This window comes from Polaribacter sp. M10 (genome assembly GCF_054968445.1).
This window is the reverse complement of record NZ_JBSSBG010000002.1, coordinates 14217-30326: the sequence shown is the minus strand read 5'-3', so window position 1 is coordinate 30326 and position 16110 is coordinate 14217. Positions and strand designations below refer to the sequence as shown.

Below are 16110 nucleotides of genomic sequence, written 5' to 3'. Positions count from 1 at the left end.
ATTGGTTTTAGAAGTTGTATTTAATTCCTGTATAAATACCTAAATTAAAGGGTGCAAAACCATTTGAATCTTCATTAAAAGTGTTCAATTGAACTTTAAACATCGGGTTTAGTTGCAAAGACCAATTTTTATCAAATAAGTAATTAAAATCGAAACCTAAATTTCCACTAAAATTTATGCTGTTTAAATTCTTAGCTTCTAGTGTGGTAGAAAGGTTTTCTGTGTTTAAGTTTACATTATTTTTATTTAGAAAAAGAGAGCTAAATCCGGTTACAATTTGTGTTTCTAATTTTCTGTTGTTAGAGAGGTTGTACTTTAGTTCTACAGGTATTTCTACATAACCATAATTTTGAGTTAGGTTGCCATTTGTACTCAATGTACTCGTAAAATCGCTACTTAAGCTCAAAAAATTGTTGTTGTTTTCTACAAAAGAAAAAGTATCTCCGTTTGTAAATTGTGTGGTTGTAGTATTGCTTTGTTCAGAAAATGAAATGTTTATTTGATTGTTAGAATAGCTCATTTCTTGCAGATGAATACCAGATTGAATTGTCCATTTTTTATTGATTTTATAAGCAATTTGTACCCCATAAGAATAGGTGTTTTCACCTTTTGTAGAGCTGGCTAAATTTTTATTAATAGGAGAAGAGTTTGTAAAAGAATTGGATTGTAAAACAGCAAAAACAGGAGTTACAGACCAATTTTTTAACTCAGAAATAGCAATGATTTTATCTTTTATTTCTTCTGATAAATCTTTGATGTTTAATTGATGTATATCTTCTTTTTTAAGTATTTCTTTTGATGAAAATAAAGTGATATGATCTTGGAATTCAGTTGAATTTAAATCAAAAGAAAAAGAAGAAATTTGTAATGATTGTTTCGTTTTTATTGGTTTTGATAAAACTTTATTTTGATGTTTTTCAGAAAATTTTTGGGTGTTATTTTTGGAAGTATTGTTTGATGTGTTTTTAGAAATTAAAACATCATTTTTTAAAATTTTGTCAGTAATAATACTGTCTATTTTCTTTTCTATGGTTTTCTTTTCTTTAGGAATTGTAGTGATAATTTCATCAAAAGAATTTGGAGTATTTTGAATATCATTCTCAGCAAAAGGAAAAATAAAGAACCCTAAAATTAATACGGCAACAGCTGCACCAGAAAACCACCAAATAGGAAAAACTTTACGCTTTTTCTTTTTTAGTTTGGTTTCTATATTATTCCAAGCGCTTTTGTTTGGAGAAACCTCCAAATTTTTAAGCTGTTCTTGAAACAATTTATCGATGTTTTTATGATCCATTAATTCAACTTTTTTTGATGGATTTCTAATTTTTCTTTTAAAATTTTTCTAGCTCTAGACAAATTCGATTTCGAAGTTCCTTCAGATATTTTTAGCAACTCTGCAATTTCTTTATGCGTATAATCGTCTAAAACATATAAGTTAAAAACCAAACGATATCTGTCTGGTAATTGCTGTATACAAGCCAATAAAACATCAACATTAAAAACAGAATTTTCTAGTTCTAATTCTTCGTTTTCTACATCACCTATAACCTCATTAACAACTTCTAAAGGTGCTTTTTGCCTGTATTTTTGTAAAACTGTATGAATTGTTATTCTTTTTATCCAACCCTCAAAAGAGCCTTTGTATTTGTACTGTTTTATTTTATCGAAAATGGTTAAGAAACTGTCTTGTAGGTTGTCTTCTGCATCTTGATAATTTCTAGAATATTTTAAACAAACAGCAAAAAGTTTATCAGCAAATAAGTGATAAACTTTAGACTGAGCATCCAAATCTTGCTCACAACATTTCTGTATTAGTTCTTTTAGTTCGATGTTTCTAATTTACAGGAACTACGACTTCTTCAAAAATATTTTCGCCATTATTATCTTCTCCTTTCCAAAATTTAAAAATGTAGTCTTCTTGTTGTATTGCTGTAATTATCATATCGTATTCGTATTGTGTAGCTTCGTCATTGCAGGTTTTATCTAAATCTACTACTGTTTGTACAGCAACAATTCTAGTTGAGTCATCGTATTCGTAATAAATATGATCAAAAATATAGCAATCATTTTTAAGGGTATATTTTATTTTTATGGTGTCTTTTTCGCCATAAGTAAAAGAAGCTGGTGTTGTATATTCATCTATGGGTAAAAGTTCGTAACCATAGTTTACATAGTCTGAGTTTTCATCATTTAAACAAGCGTAAAAAAGAAATACGGCAGCAATTAGTAATATAATTTTTTTCATAATATTTAGGTTTAATAAATTAAAGTTGGGTATCCGTTATTACATGCAACACTTTTAGGAGTGCTAATTATAGAGCAATCTGAAACAATGCTCCACTTTATATTATAAGCCTTTTCGGCTTCTGTATAAGTTTCTATTTTTTGTAAAAAAGAAGCTTCATCAATGTTTTTAGAATAAGGTAAATAACCTTGCGAACCTCCACAAGCTTTTGAACCATAAGCAGCAAATGTCCAGTTGTTTGGGTTAGAACAAGTTTCGCCATAAGCAATATTTGAGATTTCATTAAACAAATCCATTAATGCTCTATGGTCTTTTTCTTGTTCTGTTAATTCTCTTTTTACCACCAATTTAGTTTCGGTAACTTCTATAATTCTCCATCCAAAAGAAGTTGGGTAACTTTGTGTAGAAATGTTAATTAAATTGTCTTGTTTTGTATAAGAACCATTTACATTAAAATAGCTTAGTGGAGGTGTACCACACCAACCCGAAGTTCTCTCTATGAACTCTCCGTTTTTCTGAAAAGTAATTCCATAACCTTCGTCTGGCAAAGCACTGCTTCTTTTATAAGTTGTGGTTTCGTTTTCGTAAAAAGGTTCTACCCAATTACCAAGTAATAAATTGTTTGGGTCTATATCTTCATCAATATTCGTATTGCTTTCGCAAGCAAATATTAAAGTAGCAAATGCTAAAATTAAGTAGTTTTTTAGTTGCATAATTTTTAGTTTTTAAAGGGGTAAGTTTTCTGATGTTTTTTCTGTTTTTGAAATAATTTCTAGTAATGTGGTTTCTATAGAAGGCCCATCTTCGGGCGGATTTTCAATTTGTCTTTCAGATACTTTTATTACATATTCAAAGCCTTCTTGGTATTCGAAACCAACAATAGAACCATAAAAATATTGCCAATTTTCTGTTTCATTTTCTTTAACTAATAAACATTTTTGATAATCTAAACCCACACAATCTCCAAGTTTAGAAGCTACAATTAGTGTTTTTTCTGGTGTAATTAAGTTGTTATCATTACAAGACAAAAGACCAATTGTTATGCAAATGAGATAAGTGAATTTTTTCATAGTAATTAGTAATTTATTTGAGTATTCCATCCTTCTAAATTTAAAGTTACTTCAGAAAAACCTTCTTTTAAAGCGGATATATGAAACGTAAATTCTTTTTCAAAAACTGCCAAACAAGCTTCAGTATTTTCTAAATAAAGTTTTAAATTTCTTTGCACAGGATAAGATTCTAAAATTTCATTGGCATCTATTAAAACAGCTTTCCAAGAATTGCTATCACAACCACTACTGCTAATTTTTATAGTTAATAAATCTCCTTCTAAAGTTACGTTAGTTATGGTATAATTATCGGTTGATGTTTCATAAAAAAGTGCATTATTTACTATAACAGATTCGTTGTTAATATCGATGTTATTGTTGTTTTCTTGACAAGAAATACACAAAAAAACAAAGGCAAATACAAGCACTATTTTTTTTATCATTTTTAGTTGTTTCTTAGAAGATGTAAAAAGACCAAAAGGGTTGCGTTGAATAATAGTATTTTTGTAAAAAAAGAATTTTTATTGTATTATTCTTTATACAGTTTCTCTTTTACAAGAGGATTTTTTTTAAAAGACAAAACCAGAATAGCAAACGAGTTGTTGGTAATTTTAAGAGTTTATGCAAGAAACCATATTTAACATAAAAAACGAAGAAGATTTTACAAAAGCAGCTTTGGCCGTTTTTAAACATCAGTTTAAACACAATAAAGTGTATCGTTCTTTTTGCGATTTGCTGTACAAACATCCTTCTGATGTTACTAAAATAGAAGAGATTCCTTTTTTGCCCATTCAGTTTTTTAAATCTAGAGAAATACTTTCATCCCAAGAAAAAATTGAAGAGATTTTTACAAGTTCTGGAACAACAGGTAGTATTACAAGTAAGCATTTTGTAACCGATATTAGCCTTTATAAAGAAAGTTATTTAAAAGGGTTTGCTCATTTTTATGGAAATATAGAAGATTATGTAGTTTTGGCATTATTGCCCAATTATTTAGAAAGAAAAGGGTCTTCTTTGGTTTTTATGGTTGATGATTTAATTCGAAAAACCAATAATATAGAAAGCGGATTTTACCTAAACAATTTAGATGAATTGGCCACAAAACTCATCAATTTAGATAAAAAAGGCCAAAAAGTATTGCTAATTGGGGTTTCTTTTGCGTTGTTAGATTTGATAGAAAAATATCAATTTAACTTACAAAACACTATTGTTATGGAAACTGGAGGAATGAAAGGCAGAAGAAAAGAATTGATTAGAAATGAGTTGCATCAATTACTTTCTGATGGTTTTGGGGTTGATGAAATCCACTCAGAATATGGAATGACAGAATTATTAAGTCAAGGGTATTCTAAAGGAAATGGTATTTTTAAAACGCCACCTTGGATGAAGATTTTAACCAGAGACACAGAAGACGCCTTAACCATTCAAACAATGGGAAAAACTGGCGGAATTAACGTAATTGATTTGGCAAATTACAATTCTTGTTCTTTTATAGCCACTCAAGATTTAGGAAAAGTCTATGAAAACGATACGTTCGAAATTATTGGACGCTTTGATAATTCTGATATAAGAGGCTGTAATTTAATGGTTTTGTAAACCAATCAAAAAAAATAAAAACAAAGAAAAAGATTAAAAATTATGAAATTTAAGTTATTACAAGAGTTTAAAGATTTTGCTGTAAAAGGAAACATGATCGATATTGCAATTGGTGTGATAATAGGTACAGCATTTAATAAAGTGGTTAACATTTTAGTAAAAGAAGTATTAATGCCACCACTAACTTTACTAACAGATGGTGCAAATTGGGAGAATAAAAAAATTATTTTAAGAGAAGCTATTTTAGCTGATGGCAAACCTAAAATAGAAGAAATAGCTATTGGTTATGGCAAATTAATAGAAGCTGGTGTAGATTTTTTAATTATTGCGCTTACTGTTTTTTTGGTTGTTAAAGTTATGAATCAAATGAAACAAAAAGCAGACGACCCAAAAAATAAAACAGTGGCTACCCCAAAAAATATTGAATTAATGACCAAAACCAACGAACTTCTAGAAAAGCAGAATGCTTACTTAATGAAGCTTTTAGATAAATAATTCGTGCTGTAATGATTACAATTTTTCATCGACCAAAAGCAAAACAAAACCCGATGAAACCTATAATTACTATTTTATTTATAACGATTTCTATAACTACTTTTAGTCAGAATTATAACCTTAAAAAAGGATATGTAGCAGAAGGTTATGATGTGGTTGCTTACTTTAGTAATAAAGCTGTAGAAGGCGATAAAAAGTTTACAACTGAGTTTGATGGCGTAAAATTTAAGTTCTCAACAAAAGAAAATTTAGAAATTTTTAAAAAAAATCCAAAAAAATATGTTCCTGCTTATGGTGGATATTGTGCTTATGCTGTGGGGGTTAAAGCTAAAAAGGTTGGTATAGATCCAGAAACTTTTCAAATTAGAGATAAAAAATTATACTTGTTCTACAATTCTTGGGGAATAAATACGTTAGAGTTATGGAAAGAGGAAGGAGCAGAAGATTTAAAAAAGAAAGCAGATGCCAATTGGGCAGCTATTATAGAATATTAATAACCAGCGCAAAAAGGGGTTAGTTCATGCCTGAGTTATTTAGAAAGAGGGTTGATTTTATCAGCCCTCTGTTTATTTACAAAAGTTTCGTTTTTAATTACTGATTTATACTACCCAAAGAAAACACTGTTTTTCCATTAGCATTCATTAATTTTTGAGCATCAAAATTGGGCATTAAAACTGTGTTTAGTTCGTTTAAATTCCAAGTATTAGGGTTTTTAAACCACTCAGAAATATCCATTTTAATTTCTATAGTAGCAGTATTGGTTATTTCTATATTGCCCAAATCAACTTCAAAAGAAGTGTCTTCGAATATTAAATTATTAGCATCAGAATTATCTACAGCTCTAATTACGTGGTAATTAAAACCAGCATCTGTGTTGTTTTTGTCTTTGTATTTGCCATCAAATTGCATAAAATGATATCCACCACCTAACATTCCTGGTACATTAAAAGAAACTGAATTTAAATCTTGATAAATACCATCAATATTATCTTCATCTGTAAAACCAAATGTGAATTTTAGTGATTTTATACCTGTGGTAATCTCATTAAATTCGATTTCAAAACCAGTATTTTCACCAATATTTATAAGTTGATAATCTTTGGAATCTTCACCAAGAGTGATGTTAGAAACCAAATATCTTAGTCTTTCTATACTGATAGATTCTCCATTTTCAGTGGTAAATTTAAATTCATTAAAATCTTCGGATGTTAAATCTGTACCTGCCCAATTATGAGTAAATTTTAAAGTAACATTTGTGCTTTCAGGAAAAACACAACAATCAATTTCATTTTTACAAGAAGTAAATAAAATGATTGATAAAAAAACGAAGTTTATAAATGTTTTCATTTTTCTGTTTTAACAATTAACGCATCAGAAAAGCCTTTATTTTCAGAAATATCTTGGTCTGCACTAGAACTTTCTCCAACTGCAATTATTGAGGTATTGTTTATTTCGATAGCATCAAAAAGGAAATCATTTTCTGAGCCACTAAAAAACTTTTGCCAAATTTTATTTCCAGATGCATCTACTTTTAAAAGCCAAGCATCATTTTGACCAAAATTTGTAAAATCGTTGTCTGTACTTCTAGAATAACCTGCAATTAAAAAGCCATTGTCTTGTGTTTTAGAAATGGAACGAGACACATCAAAACTAGTACCACCAAATGTTTTTTCCCAAATTAGATTTCCATCTGTAGATATTTTTAGCATCCATAAATCTGCTGCACCATTGTTAAAACTTACATCTTTATCAGAACTTCTAGTATCACCAACAATTATAAAATTACCATCGTTTGTGGTGGTTATTCCTCTTGGTTCATCAATTTCTGAACCGCCAAAATTCTTTTCCCAGATTAGATTTCCATCCGAAGAAATTTTTAAAATCCAGAAATCGTAAGTTCCTAAATTGTTAGAAATATTAAAATCGTTACTGTCTGAAGATGCTGCAATTATATAGCTATTATCTGCAGTTTCTACAACCCCAAAAGGAGTGTCTGTAAAAGAGCCACCAAAATATCTGCTCCATTCTAAATTGCCAGAATTGTCTGTTTTTATGGCCCAAACATCTCCACCTGCGTGTTTTTGAGCAGTTTTTGCATTGCCTTCTCCATTAGAAGCTGTAACATCTAAAACGCCTGTTATTAAAAAGCCATTGTCTGAGGTTTGTAATAAAGTTGTGCCTGTATCTGCACCAATAAATCCGAAGCTTTTTTCCCAAGTAATAGTACCATCAGCAGTAATTTTTAATAGCCAAAAATCTTGTGCACCTGCGTTATTAGAAACATCAGAATCGGCACTTTTGCTATAGCCAAAAATGGCAAAACCGCCATCGTTTGTAGCAATTAGATCTGTGCCTCTATCATCATCAGAACCTCCAAAGGTTTTTTGCCAAAGCAAATTGTCATCCGAAGAAAATTTCATCAACCAAAAATCGAAGCTTTCATCAGTTTTTGTTTCAATATCTAAATCGTTACTTTGTGTATAACCTAAAATGGCATAACCACCATCTGAAGTAGCTACAACTGATTGAAAAACATCGTTTTTAGTACCTCCAAAAGTTTTTACAAAACTGGGTTCTCCTGTAGCCAAAGTTGGTAAATCTTCTAATTGTTTTTTAGTACAGCAAACAAAAAGGAAAAGGATTGTTGCGTAACAAATTTTTTTCATTTTTTTTTAAAAATGGTTATGTTCTTTTTTTAATGAATTATAAGTTTAGTGGTTTGATTATCATTTACTTTAACTAGGTATATTCCCTTATTAATATTGCTAATATTAAGTTCGTATTGAGTGCTATTTATGTTGTTTTTTTCAGCTATTTTTTGCCCAACTAAAGAGTAAACTTTAATGTTTTTAATAGATTCACCATTTAAAGATTTAATAGTTGTTTTGTTTGATGTTGGATTGGGAAACATAGAAAATCTCGATTCTAATTTCTGATTTTCTAGGCTTAATGTTCCACTTTTTCTGATGACAAAAAAGCCATTATCAATATCACTTACAATAATATTTCCGCTCGGAAAATAAGGATAAACATTCCAAGCGCCATTAAAAGCAGTGCTGTTGTTATTAGGATAGGTATCAAAAAAACCAACTTCTGTAATTGTTTTATTTTCGATATCAGAAATATCTAACATTCTAACTCCTGCAGTATAACTCGCTTGGTAATAAATGTTGTTTTTAACATAACCATTATGATCTATTGCAGCTGCATCACTATAATAATCGAAATGATGTAAAGGATTGTCTAAATCTGTAAAATCGAAAATTACAGTTTTGGTGTTGTTTCCTACTCTAATTTCATCAAGTTCATCACCTAAAATAAAATATTTTAAATCTTCTGTAAACCAACCTTGGTGCGTATATTCTACATCTGTATAAGTAATTGTAGAAATAATTTTAGGCGCAGTTTTGTCTGTAACATCTGCAATTACAACTTCATTTTCGTTACTACCAATTAAAATTTCTTTGCCTGTATAATCTAAATCAGGGCCATTATAAGTTATAACTTGTGCATCGTGTGCATAACCACCTTCTCCAAAACCACCTTCTAAAATTGGGTTGGTTGGATTTTGAATATTGATAAAAATAGGGCCACCTTTGTAGGTAGAATTTTTACTAGCACCAACTATATACGCATAACCACTGTCTTCGTTTATTACAATATTATGCGCTGTTCCAAATTCTGTAAAATGAGTATCAGCCAAAAATACTTCAGGCGGATTTGTTACATTTCTAAGCTTTGTTAAATCGAAAACTTGCATTCCGTGATTACTAGCTTCACTCACAATAAAAGCGTGATTGTTGTATACTTTAACATCTCTCCAAGAACTATTTACAGTGCTTGTTGCTAAAGTTCCTAAAATTATTGGCGATAATGGATCTGTAATATTTATAAAAGTGATGCCTTTTGTTGTGCCCATTAATGCATATTCGTTTTGTGTGTTTGGGTCTGTCCAACCCCAACTATCATTACCTTCTGCTCCAGAACCAGCAATTTCTGAAATTGAAAAATGAGAAAGTAAATCGTAATCATTACAAGGATAATTACCTGCAAATCCGTTTACACATGGTGTTTGAGCAACTATAATTTGAGATAAAAAAAGGAGGAAAAATGTAGTTTTTTTCATACTAAAACCTGTTTTAATCCAAAAATACATTATAAATTGAAATATAATCTCTTTTCTCTGTTAAACTAATCCTCTCAATTTTTAGAATGTACTTATCTTTGCAGCATGTTAGAAGACAAAAATCAACAAAAAACATCGTTAGCCGAACTTGGTGAGTTTGGCTTAATTAAGCATATTACAAAATATTTTAACGTTGAAAATGCATCAACAGTAAAAGCTATTGGAGATGATGCTGCAGTATTATCTGCTTCAGAACAACAAACTTTAGTAACCACAGATTTATTAATTGAAGGCGTACATTTCGATTTAAGCTATATGCCTTTAAAGCATTTAGGCTATAAAGCTGTAATGGTTAATTTATCTGATGTGTATGCCATGAATGGAACTGCAGAGCAAATTACAGTTTCTATAGCAGTTTCTAATCGTTTTCCTTTAGAAGCAATCGAAGAATTGTATGCTGGTATTCAGCTGGCTTGTAATACGTATAAAGTTGATTTGGTTGGTGGAGATACAACATCATCTACCAAAGGAATTTTAATTTCTATAACTGCTATTGGTAAAGCCAACAAAGAAGATGTTGTCTATAGAAATGGCGCAAAAGAAACAGATTTAATTGTGGTTTCTGGTGATTTGGGTGCAGCGTATTTAGGTTTGCAAGTGTTAGAAAGAGAAAAACAAGTTTTTAAAGTAGACCCAAATAATCAACCAGATTTAGACAATTATACGTATTTAATTGAGCGTCAATTAAAGCCAGAAGCGCGTAAAGATATTGTTGGTTTGTTTAAAGAATTAGAGGTAAAACCAACTGCTATGATCGATATTTCTGATGGATTATCTTCAGAACTATTTCATATTTGTACACAAAGTAAAGTAGGTTGTAAAATTTATGAAGATAAATTGCCTTTAGATCCACAAGTTATTTCTACTTGCGAAGAATTTGAGTTAGATTCTACAATGGTGGCTTTAAGTGGTGGCGAAGATTATGAATTGTTGTTTACAGTGCCAATTGCAGATTTTGATAAAATAAAAGCAAATCCTAATTTTTCGATTATTGGGCATGTTACCGCAGAAAACCAAGGGTTGCAATTAATTACAAGAGCAAATCAAGAAATAGCATTAAAAGCTCAGGGTTGGAATGCTTTGCAAGAAGATTAATTTTAAATGAAATCTTTACAATTAATACTCTCTAACCTAATTTTTTTGGCACCTTCTTGGGTGTTTTCTTCGATTAACATTTTAATAGGAACTTGGATTTTATACATTCCATCAATAAAAACAAAGTTTCAATTAAACGATGCAGAGATTGGTTTTGCGTTATTTTTTACGGCTTTAGGTTTGTTGTTGGCCATTCCTTTTATTCCGAAAATCAATAAAAAAATAGGTTTAGGCACATCAACAAAAACAGGAATTATAATATTAGCATTGGTTTTTAATTTGCCTTTATTAGCGAGCAATTATATATTTCTTTGTGCTGCGTTGTTGCTAGTTGGTTTAAGTTCTGCTTTTACAGACATTTCTTTAAATGCATTAACAGCCACTATAGAAAAACGAGAAAATCAAAATTTTATGTCTGCTGCACATGGCTTTTTTAGCTTGGGTGGTTTTATTGGTGCTTCTTTGGGTAGCTTGTATATGAGTCAATTTTCTAATCCACAATTGCACATGCTTGGCATTTCTGTAATTGTAATTTTGTCTAATTTGTTTTTATCTAAAAGCTATAAAAATGTTCAGGTTGATGCAATAAAAACACAGCCTAAAAAACAATCTTTTTATAAAAATATTAAACCACTTATTATACTATCTATTATTGCTTTTATTGTATTATTTAATGAAGGTGCTGTAGAACATTGGAGCAATTTATTTCTTTTTGATGTAATAAAAGTATCTGAAAGTAAAGCAGGTTTAGGTTTTATTGTTTTTTCGTTAACAATGACTATTGGACGTTTTTTAGGCGATGGTTTTAGTACAAAGTTTGGTTCTTTAAAAACCATTCTTTTTGGTACGCTCTTAGCATTTTTTGCCTATTTATTAATTATTACAGCCAGTTTATATGTAACCGTAATTGGTTTTGGGTTTTTAGGATTGGGCTTATCTGTAATAATTCCGGAAATTTATAGAGTTGCAGGTAAAACCAAAGAATTAGAAACCTCTTTTGCTATTTCTATAGTTTCAGGAATTGGATTTATAGGATTTTTAGTTGGCCCAGTTATTCTTGGTGCCATTTCTAATTGGAGTAATCTAGTTATGAGTTACATTTTTTTAGCTGCAATTATGCTTCTAGCCTCTTTGTTAACCGTTTTTAAACTAAAAAAGAAACCTTAATTTAAACTTCTCTAATAAAAGATGTTAAAGTTGATATTAATTCGTTTCGGTTTTCAATATGACTCATATGTCCGTCAGGAAAAACAACAAAATCTGAATTGGTATTTTTAGCTTCTTCTAATAAAGAATTATACTCTAAAACAGGATCTTTTTGACCAATAATCATCAATTTTTTAAAAGAGTTTTCTTGTAAAACATGGTTTCTGTTGGGTCTTAATTTCATCCCTTCATTAGCAGCCATATAACCTTGTAAAGAAGTTTGTAGCGCTTCTTTTTTTATTTGTTCTATTGCTGTTTTGTATTTTGATAAATTCTCTGGATGAAACAAATTAGAAACAGACATTTTTACCAAAGATTCAAAGCTATTCTGAACCATTTTATTGGCTCTTGTTCTTAGGTTTTTACGTTCTGTAGAATCTTCGTTAGAAGTAGAATTCATTAAACACAAACCTTTTATTTTCTTCGGATTTTTTTCAGCCAAAGCCAAAGCAACATAGCCACCTAAAGAATGCCCAATTAAAAAATATTCTTTAATTTTTAGGTGATGTAAAACAGCTTCAATACTTTCTGCAAATAATTCCATAGAATGGATATAACCAATAGATTCTGAACTACCATGACCTAATAAATCCACAGTAATTATTCTGTTATCCGTAGAAAGTTGAGGTGTAATGTTGTTCCACATTGTAGAATTCTCTAAAAACCCGTGAATTAGAACAACTGCAGTTCCTTTTCCAGAATCAGAAAAAGAAATGTTGGCATTTTTAAATGTGATTGATTTTTGCATCATACAAAAATATGTATATTTCAAGAATATAAATTCATCTAAAATGAACAAAACAAAAGAAATTTGGATTGCAGGTTTTGCACTTTTTTCGCTCTTTTTTGGAGCAGGAAATTTAATATTACCTCCAAGTTTGGGAGCAAAAGCAGGTTTAGATTGGTGGATTGTTGTTTTAGGTTTTGTATTGACAGGAGTTACTATTCCTATTTTGGCAATTTTTGCACACGCAAAATTACAAGGAACTCTTTACGATTTTGGAAAAAAGGTTTCTCCGGTTTTTAGTACCATTTTTTGCTTTTTAATCTACATTATAGCAGTTGCCATTCCATCTCCAAGAACTGCAGCAGTTACACACGAAATTGCAATTCAGCCATTTTTCGATTCCTTACCAATTTTAACCAGTATTATCTATTTTTTATTGGTTTTTATTTTTGCGGTAAATCGTTCCAAAATCATTAGTTTAATAGGTAAGTTTTTAACTCCAATTATTGTAATTATTTTATTGTTAATTATTGCAATTGTTACTTTTACAGCTCAAGGAACTGTAGGTCCATCAACTTTAAAAAAACCTTTTGTAGATGGTATTTTAGAAGGTTATCAAACGTTTGATGCCATTGCTGGTGTAGTTGTAGGAGCCGTAATTATTATCTCATTAAACTATAGTTCACACACCACTTTTGATGCCAAAAGAAAATTAATTCGACAAGCAGGTTTTATAGCAGGCACAGGTTTATTATTAATTTATGGAGGTTTAATTTTAAGTGGTTCGTTGTTATCATCAACATTTGCAGAAAACGCTTCTAGAACCGAAATTTTAACCAGTTTAAGTACACAAACTTTAGGGAATTTAGGTGCAACTTTTTTAAGTGTTTTAGTGGCTTTGGCTTGTTTTACAACAGCAGTTGGTATTGTAACAGGTACAGCAGATTATATTAAAGGAATTTGCAACGATTCTAAAAAGGCTTACATAATTACAGCTGCTGTTGCTTCAATTATTGGGGTTTTTGTGGGTAGTTATCAAGTAGATTTTATCATTACAATAGCAGTGCCAGCTTTAATGTTTTTGTATCCAATAACTATTATGCTCATTATTTTAAATATTGTACCAGACAAATACGCTTCTAAATTGGTGTTTAGAGGTGTAATTTTAGTAACCTTTATTTTTAGTATTCCAGATTTTTTAGGGTTTATCATCCCAAGAGAAAATTTAACAGGTATTGTAAATGTAATTCCTTTAGCCAAACATAGTTTGGGTTGGGTTTTACCAGCTTTATTGGTTTTTGGATTGTTGAATTTGAAGAAAGTCAGTAAATAATTTTTTCTATTTATTTTTATAGTGTGAATAACTGTTATAAATTTTACTTTTAATTTCAATAAAATTAAAAAGCCTATTTTTGCGATTATTATTTTAGAACTTTAATAGAAACTCTTGTTAAACTATTATTCATATCCACATACCACTTCTAAAGAATGGGTAACTTTTGTACATGGTGCAGGAGGCAGTAGTTCTATTTGGTACAAGCAAGTGCGCGATTTTAAGAAGCACTTTAATGTATTAATTTTAGATTTAAGAGGTCATGGAAATAGCAAACCAAAGTTAAAAGATACATTTAATCCTAAATATACTTTCGATTCTATTACTGCTGATATTGTTGAGGTTATCGATCATTTAAAAATTGAAAAATCTCATTTTGTAGGTATTTCTTTGGGTACTATTTTAATAAGAAATTTAGCAGAAAAAAAGCCAACATTAGTACAAAGTATGATTATGGGTGGCGCAATTATAAAAATGAATTTCCGCTCTCAAGTATTAATGAAAGTGGGTAATATTTTTAAATCTGTAGTGCCTTATATGTTATTGTATAAGCTGTTTGCTTTTATCATTATGCCTAAGAAAAATCATAAAAAATCGAGATTACTTTTTGTAAATGAGGCTAAAAAATTATATCAAAAAGAATTTTTACGTTGGTTTAAATTAACATCAGAAATTAATCCGCTATTGCGTTTTTTTAGAACCAAAGATATTAATATACCTACCTTTTATATTATGGGTGCAGAAGATCATCTGTTTTTACCATCCATAGAAAATATTGTAAAGTTGCATAAAAAAGCATCGCTTTTTGTAATTGAAAATTGTGGACATGTGGTAAATGTAGAACAACCAGATGCGTTTAATAGCCAAACAATTCGTTTTATTACTTCTTTAAATGCATAGTTAAATTGCTTGCAGAATTGGTTAACCAATTTCCTTTATTTTTCACTTTTTGTCTATTTTTTCTTGATTATTTTTTTCTTCGGATAGAATCGTAATTCTATAAAACCCTTTGTTTATGGGGCTTTCAGATTATTTAATGTGCAATAATTTTTTAATTATTTAAAATTAAAATAATCTTTTTATAGATTTTTATGAAGTATCTTTGTAATTCAAAAGAATTTAATATGAATCAGATAATTACGTTTGGCGAGGTATTAATGCGTATTTCTCCTCGTGGAAATAAGAAATTTATTCAATCTAATAATGTTGAGTTTTATTTTGGAGGTACAGAAGTTAACGTGGGTATTTCAATTGCTAATTTTGGCGGAGACGTTAAACATATTTCTTGTATTTCTGATGATTTTATTGGAGACACTGCTATTTCTTATTTAAGAAAATTCGATGTAAGTACTTCTGCTATTGTGCGTTCTAAAAGACCTTTAGGTGTTTACTTTTTAGAAGTAGGTGCAGTTATGAGACCTAGTTCTATTTCTTATAACAGATCTCATTCTTCTTTTTCTGAAATTCAGCCAGAAATGGTTGATTGGGAAAATGCCTTAAAAAAAGGAAAATGGTTTCATTGGACAGGGATTACACCTGCTTTAAATAAAGGAAGTAAAGACACTCTATTAGAAGGTTTAAAATTAGCAAGAGCAAAAGGAATGCAAGTTTCTGCAGACCCAACTTACAGAAGTGGTCTTTGGAATTATGGCGAAGATCCAAAAGAAGTTTTATCAGAATTGGTAAATTATTCTACCATTTTTATAGGTGGTGTTAATGAAATTAATGAGCTTTTAGGTACTGATTATTCTTTCTCAAATGAAGATTTTATTGAAGCAAGTAAACAATTAATAGAGAAATTTCCATCCATAGAAAAAGTGTTTGATAAAATTAGAACTTCAATTAATTCTTCTTGGCATAAAATTAGAGCCAGAATGTGGAATGGTAAAGAGTTTAAAGAAACTCAAGATTTAGATATTACACATATTATAGATAGAATTGGTACAGGCGATGCTTATGCAGCTGGTATAATTCATGGTTTACAAAAATTTGACGATTATAAAGCTATGGAGTTTGGTAGCGCAGCTTGTGCTATTAAACATACGTATATGGGTGATGTAAATTACGCCACAGAAAGTGATGTGATCAGTATTTTAGAAGGAAATACTACTGGTCGTTTAAAACGATAGGTTTACGTTATATATTAAAAAAGGCAAGAAAATTCATTTTCTTGCCTTT

General features: G+C 29.9%; 18 protein-coding genes. 8 read left to right on the top strand and 10 right to left on the bottom strand.

Annotation, left to right across the window (positions count from 1 at the left end; translation table 11 throughout):
• Positions 1 to 7 precede the first annotated feature (7 nt).
• From ACWYN7_RS02815 to ACWYN7_RS02790, 6 genes are read right to left on the bottom strand one after another with little or no spacing between them, the layout of a single operon-like run.
• Positions 8 to 1294 (bottom strand): hypothetical protein, encoded by a 1287-nt coding sequence (locus tag ACWYN7_RS02815; RefSeq protein WP_462858330.1) that lies wholly within the window; start codon positions 1292 to 1294, stop codon positions 8 to 10.
• Positions 1294 to 1830 carry an RNA polymerase sigma factor gene (locus ACWYN7_RS02810; RefSeq protein WP_462858673.1) on the bottom strand — a complete coding sequence of 179 codons (537 nt, stop codon included), beginning with the start codon at positions 1828 to 1830 and terminating at the stop codon, positions 1294 to 1296. The genes ACWYN7_RS02815 and ACWYN7_RS02810 overlap by 1 nt, the downstream gene beginning before the upstream one ends.
• Before the next feature lie 4 nt (positions 1831 to 1834).
• Positions 1835 to 2245, bottom strand: coding sequence for a hypothetical protein (locus tag ACWYN7_RS02805; RefSeq protein ID WP_462858329.1), 411 nt, complete (start codon positions 2243 to 2245; stop codon positions 1835 to 1837).
• A gap of 11 nt (positions 2246 to 2256) precedes the next feature.
• The gene (locus ACWYN7_RS02800; protein WP_462858328.1) at positions 2257 to 2958 is read right to left on the bottom strand and encodes a hypothetical protein; all 702 of its coding nucleotides are present in this window, start codon (positions 2956 to 2958) and stop codon (positions 2257 to 2259) included.
• Positions 2959 to 2970: 12 nt separating this feature from the next.
• Positions 2971 to 3315, bottom strand: coding sequence for a DUF4377 domain-containing protein (locus ACWYN7_RS02795; protein ID WP_462858327.1), 345 nt, complete (start codon positions 3313 to 3315; stop codon positions 2971 to 2973).
• A 5-nt stretch (positions 3316 to 3320) separates the two neighbouring features.
• Positions 3321 to 3737: a hypothetical protein gene (locus ACWYN7_RS02790; RefSeq protein WP_462858326.1), complete on the bottom strand. Its 417-nt coding sequence runs from the start codon at positions 3735 to 3737 to the stop codon at positions 3321 to 3323.
• A 178-nt stretch (positions 3738 to 3915) separates the two neighbouring features.
• Here ACWYN7_RS02790 and ACWYN7_RS02785 point away from each other — a divergent pair, with 178 nt between their 5' ends.
• Genes ACWYN7_RS02785 through ACWYN7_RS02775 form a run of 3 tightly spaced genes read left to right on the top strand, consistent with a single transcriptional unit; the run spans position 3916 to position 5879 of the window.
• The gene (locus ACWYN7_RS02785; protein WP_462858325.1) at positions 3916 to 4890 is read left to right on the top strand and encodes a LuxE/PaaK family acyltransferase; all 975 of its coding nucleotides are present in this window, start codon (positions 3916 to 3918) and stop codon (positions 4888 to 4890) included.
• A 42-nt stretch (positions 4891 to 4932) separates the two neighbouring features.
• Positions 4933 to 5385 (top strand): large conductance mechanosensitive channel protein MscL, encoded by a 453-nt coding sequence (gene mscL / locus ACWYN7_RS02780; RefSeq protein WP_462858324.1) that lies wholly within the window; start codon positions 4933 to 4935, stop codon positions 5383 to 5385.
• Positions 5386 to 5438: 53 nt separating this feature from the next.
• A complete protein-coding gene (locus ACWYN7_RS02775; RefSeq protein ID WP_462858323.1) occupies positions 5439 to 5879 on the top strand; it encodes a YHS domain-containing (seleno)protein in 441 nt (146 codons plus the stop codon).
• 97 nt (positions 5880 to 5976) lie between these two features.
• On the opposite strand, the gene ACWYN7_RS02770 is transcribed toward ACWYN7_RS02775, so the two are convergent.
• Genes ACWYN7_RS02770 through ACWYN7_RS02760 form a run of 3 tightly spaced genes read right to left on the bottom strand, consistent with a single transcriptional unit; the run spans position 5977 to position 9511 of the window.
• On the bottom strand, positions 5977 to 6732 hold the full coding sequence (locus ACWYN7_RS02770; RefSeq protein WP_462858322.1) for an MbnP family protein: 756 nt from the start codon (positions 6730 to 6732) through the stop codon (positions 5977 to 5979).
• Complete coding sequence (locus ACWYN7_RS02765; RefSeq protein WP_462858321.1) at positions 6729 to 8051, bottom strand: hypothetical protein; 1323 nt, start codon at positions 8049 to 8051, stop codon at positions 6729 to 6731. The genes ACWYN7_RS02770 and ACWYN7_RS02765 overlap by 4 nt, the downstream gene beginning before the upstream one ends.
• A 29-nt stretch (positions 8052 to 8080) precedes the next feature.
• On the bottom strand, positions 8081 to 9511 hold the full coding sequence (locus ACWYN7_RS02760; RefSeq protein WP_462858320.1) for a choice-of-anchor B family protein: 1431 nt from the start codon (positions 9509 to 9511) through the stop codon (positions 8081 to 8083).
• 105 nt (positions 9512 to 9616) lie between these two features.
• Between ACWYN7_RS02760 and thiL the strand changes: the two genes are divergently transcribed.
• Both thiL and ACWYN7_RS02750 read left to right on the top strand, forming a co-directional pair.
• A complete protein-coding gene (gene thiL, locus ACWYN7_RS02755) occupies positions 9617 to 10666 on the top strand; it encodes a thiamine-phosphate kinase (RefSeq protein WP_462858319.1) in 1050 nt (349 codons plus the stop codon).
• A 6-nt stretch (positions 10667 to 10672) separates the two neighbouring features.
• Complete coding sequence (locus tag ACWYN7_RS02750) at positions 10673 to 11833, top strand: MFS transporter (RefSeq protein WP_462858318.1); 1161 nt, start codon at positions 10673 to 10675, stop codon at positions 11831 to 11833.
• Between the two features lies 1 nt (position 11834).
• Here ACWYN7_RS02750 and ACWYN7_RS02745 read toward each other — a convergent pair whose 3' ends face one another.
• Positions 11835 to 12623: an alpha/beta fold hydrolase gene (locus tag ACWYN7_RS02745; RefSeq protein WP_462858317.1), complete on the bottom strand. Its 789-nt coding sequence runs from the start codon at positions 12621 to 12623 to the stop codon at positions 11835 to 11837.
• A 40-nt stretch (positions 12624 to 12663) separates the two neighbouring features.
• On the opposite strand from ACWYN7_RS02745, the gene brnQ reads away from it, so the two are divergent.
• From brnQ to ACWYN7_RS02730, 3 genes are all read left to right on the top strand, one after another.
• A complete protein-coding gene (gene brnQ / locus ACWYN7_RS02740; RefSeq protein WP_462858316.1) occupies positions 12664 to 13932 on the top strand; it encodes a branched-chain amino acid transport system II carrier protein in 1269 nt (422 codons plus the stop codon).
• A gap of 114 nt (positions 13933 to 14046) precedes the next feature.
• Entirely contained in the window at positions 14047 to 14832 is a 786-nt protein-coding gene (locus ACWYN7_RS02735) for an alpha/beta fold hydrolase (protein ID WP_462858315.1), read from the top strand.
• Between the two features lie 224 nt (positions 14833 to 15056).
• Positions 15057 to 16061 carry a sugar kinase gene (locus ACWYN7_RS02730; protein ID WP_462858314.1) on the top strand — a complete coding sequence of 335 codons (1005 nt, stop codon included), beginning with the start codon at positions 15057 to 15059 and terminating at the stop codon, positions 16059 to 16061.
• Positions 16062 to 16110 lie beyond the last annotated feature (49 nt).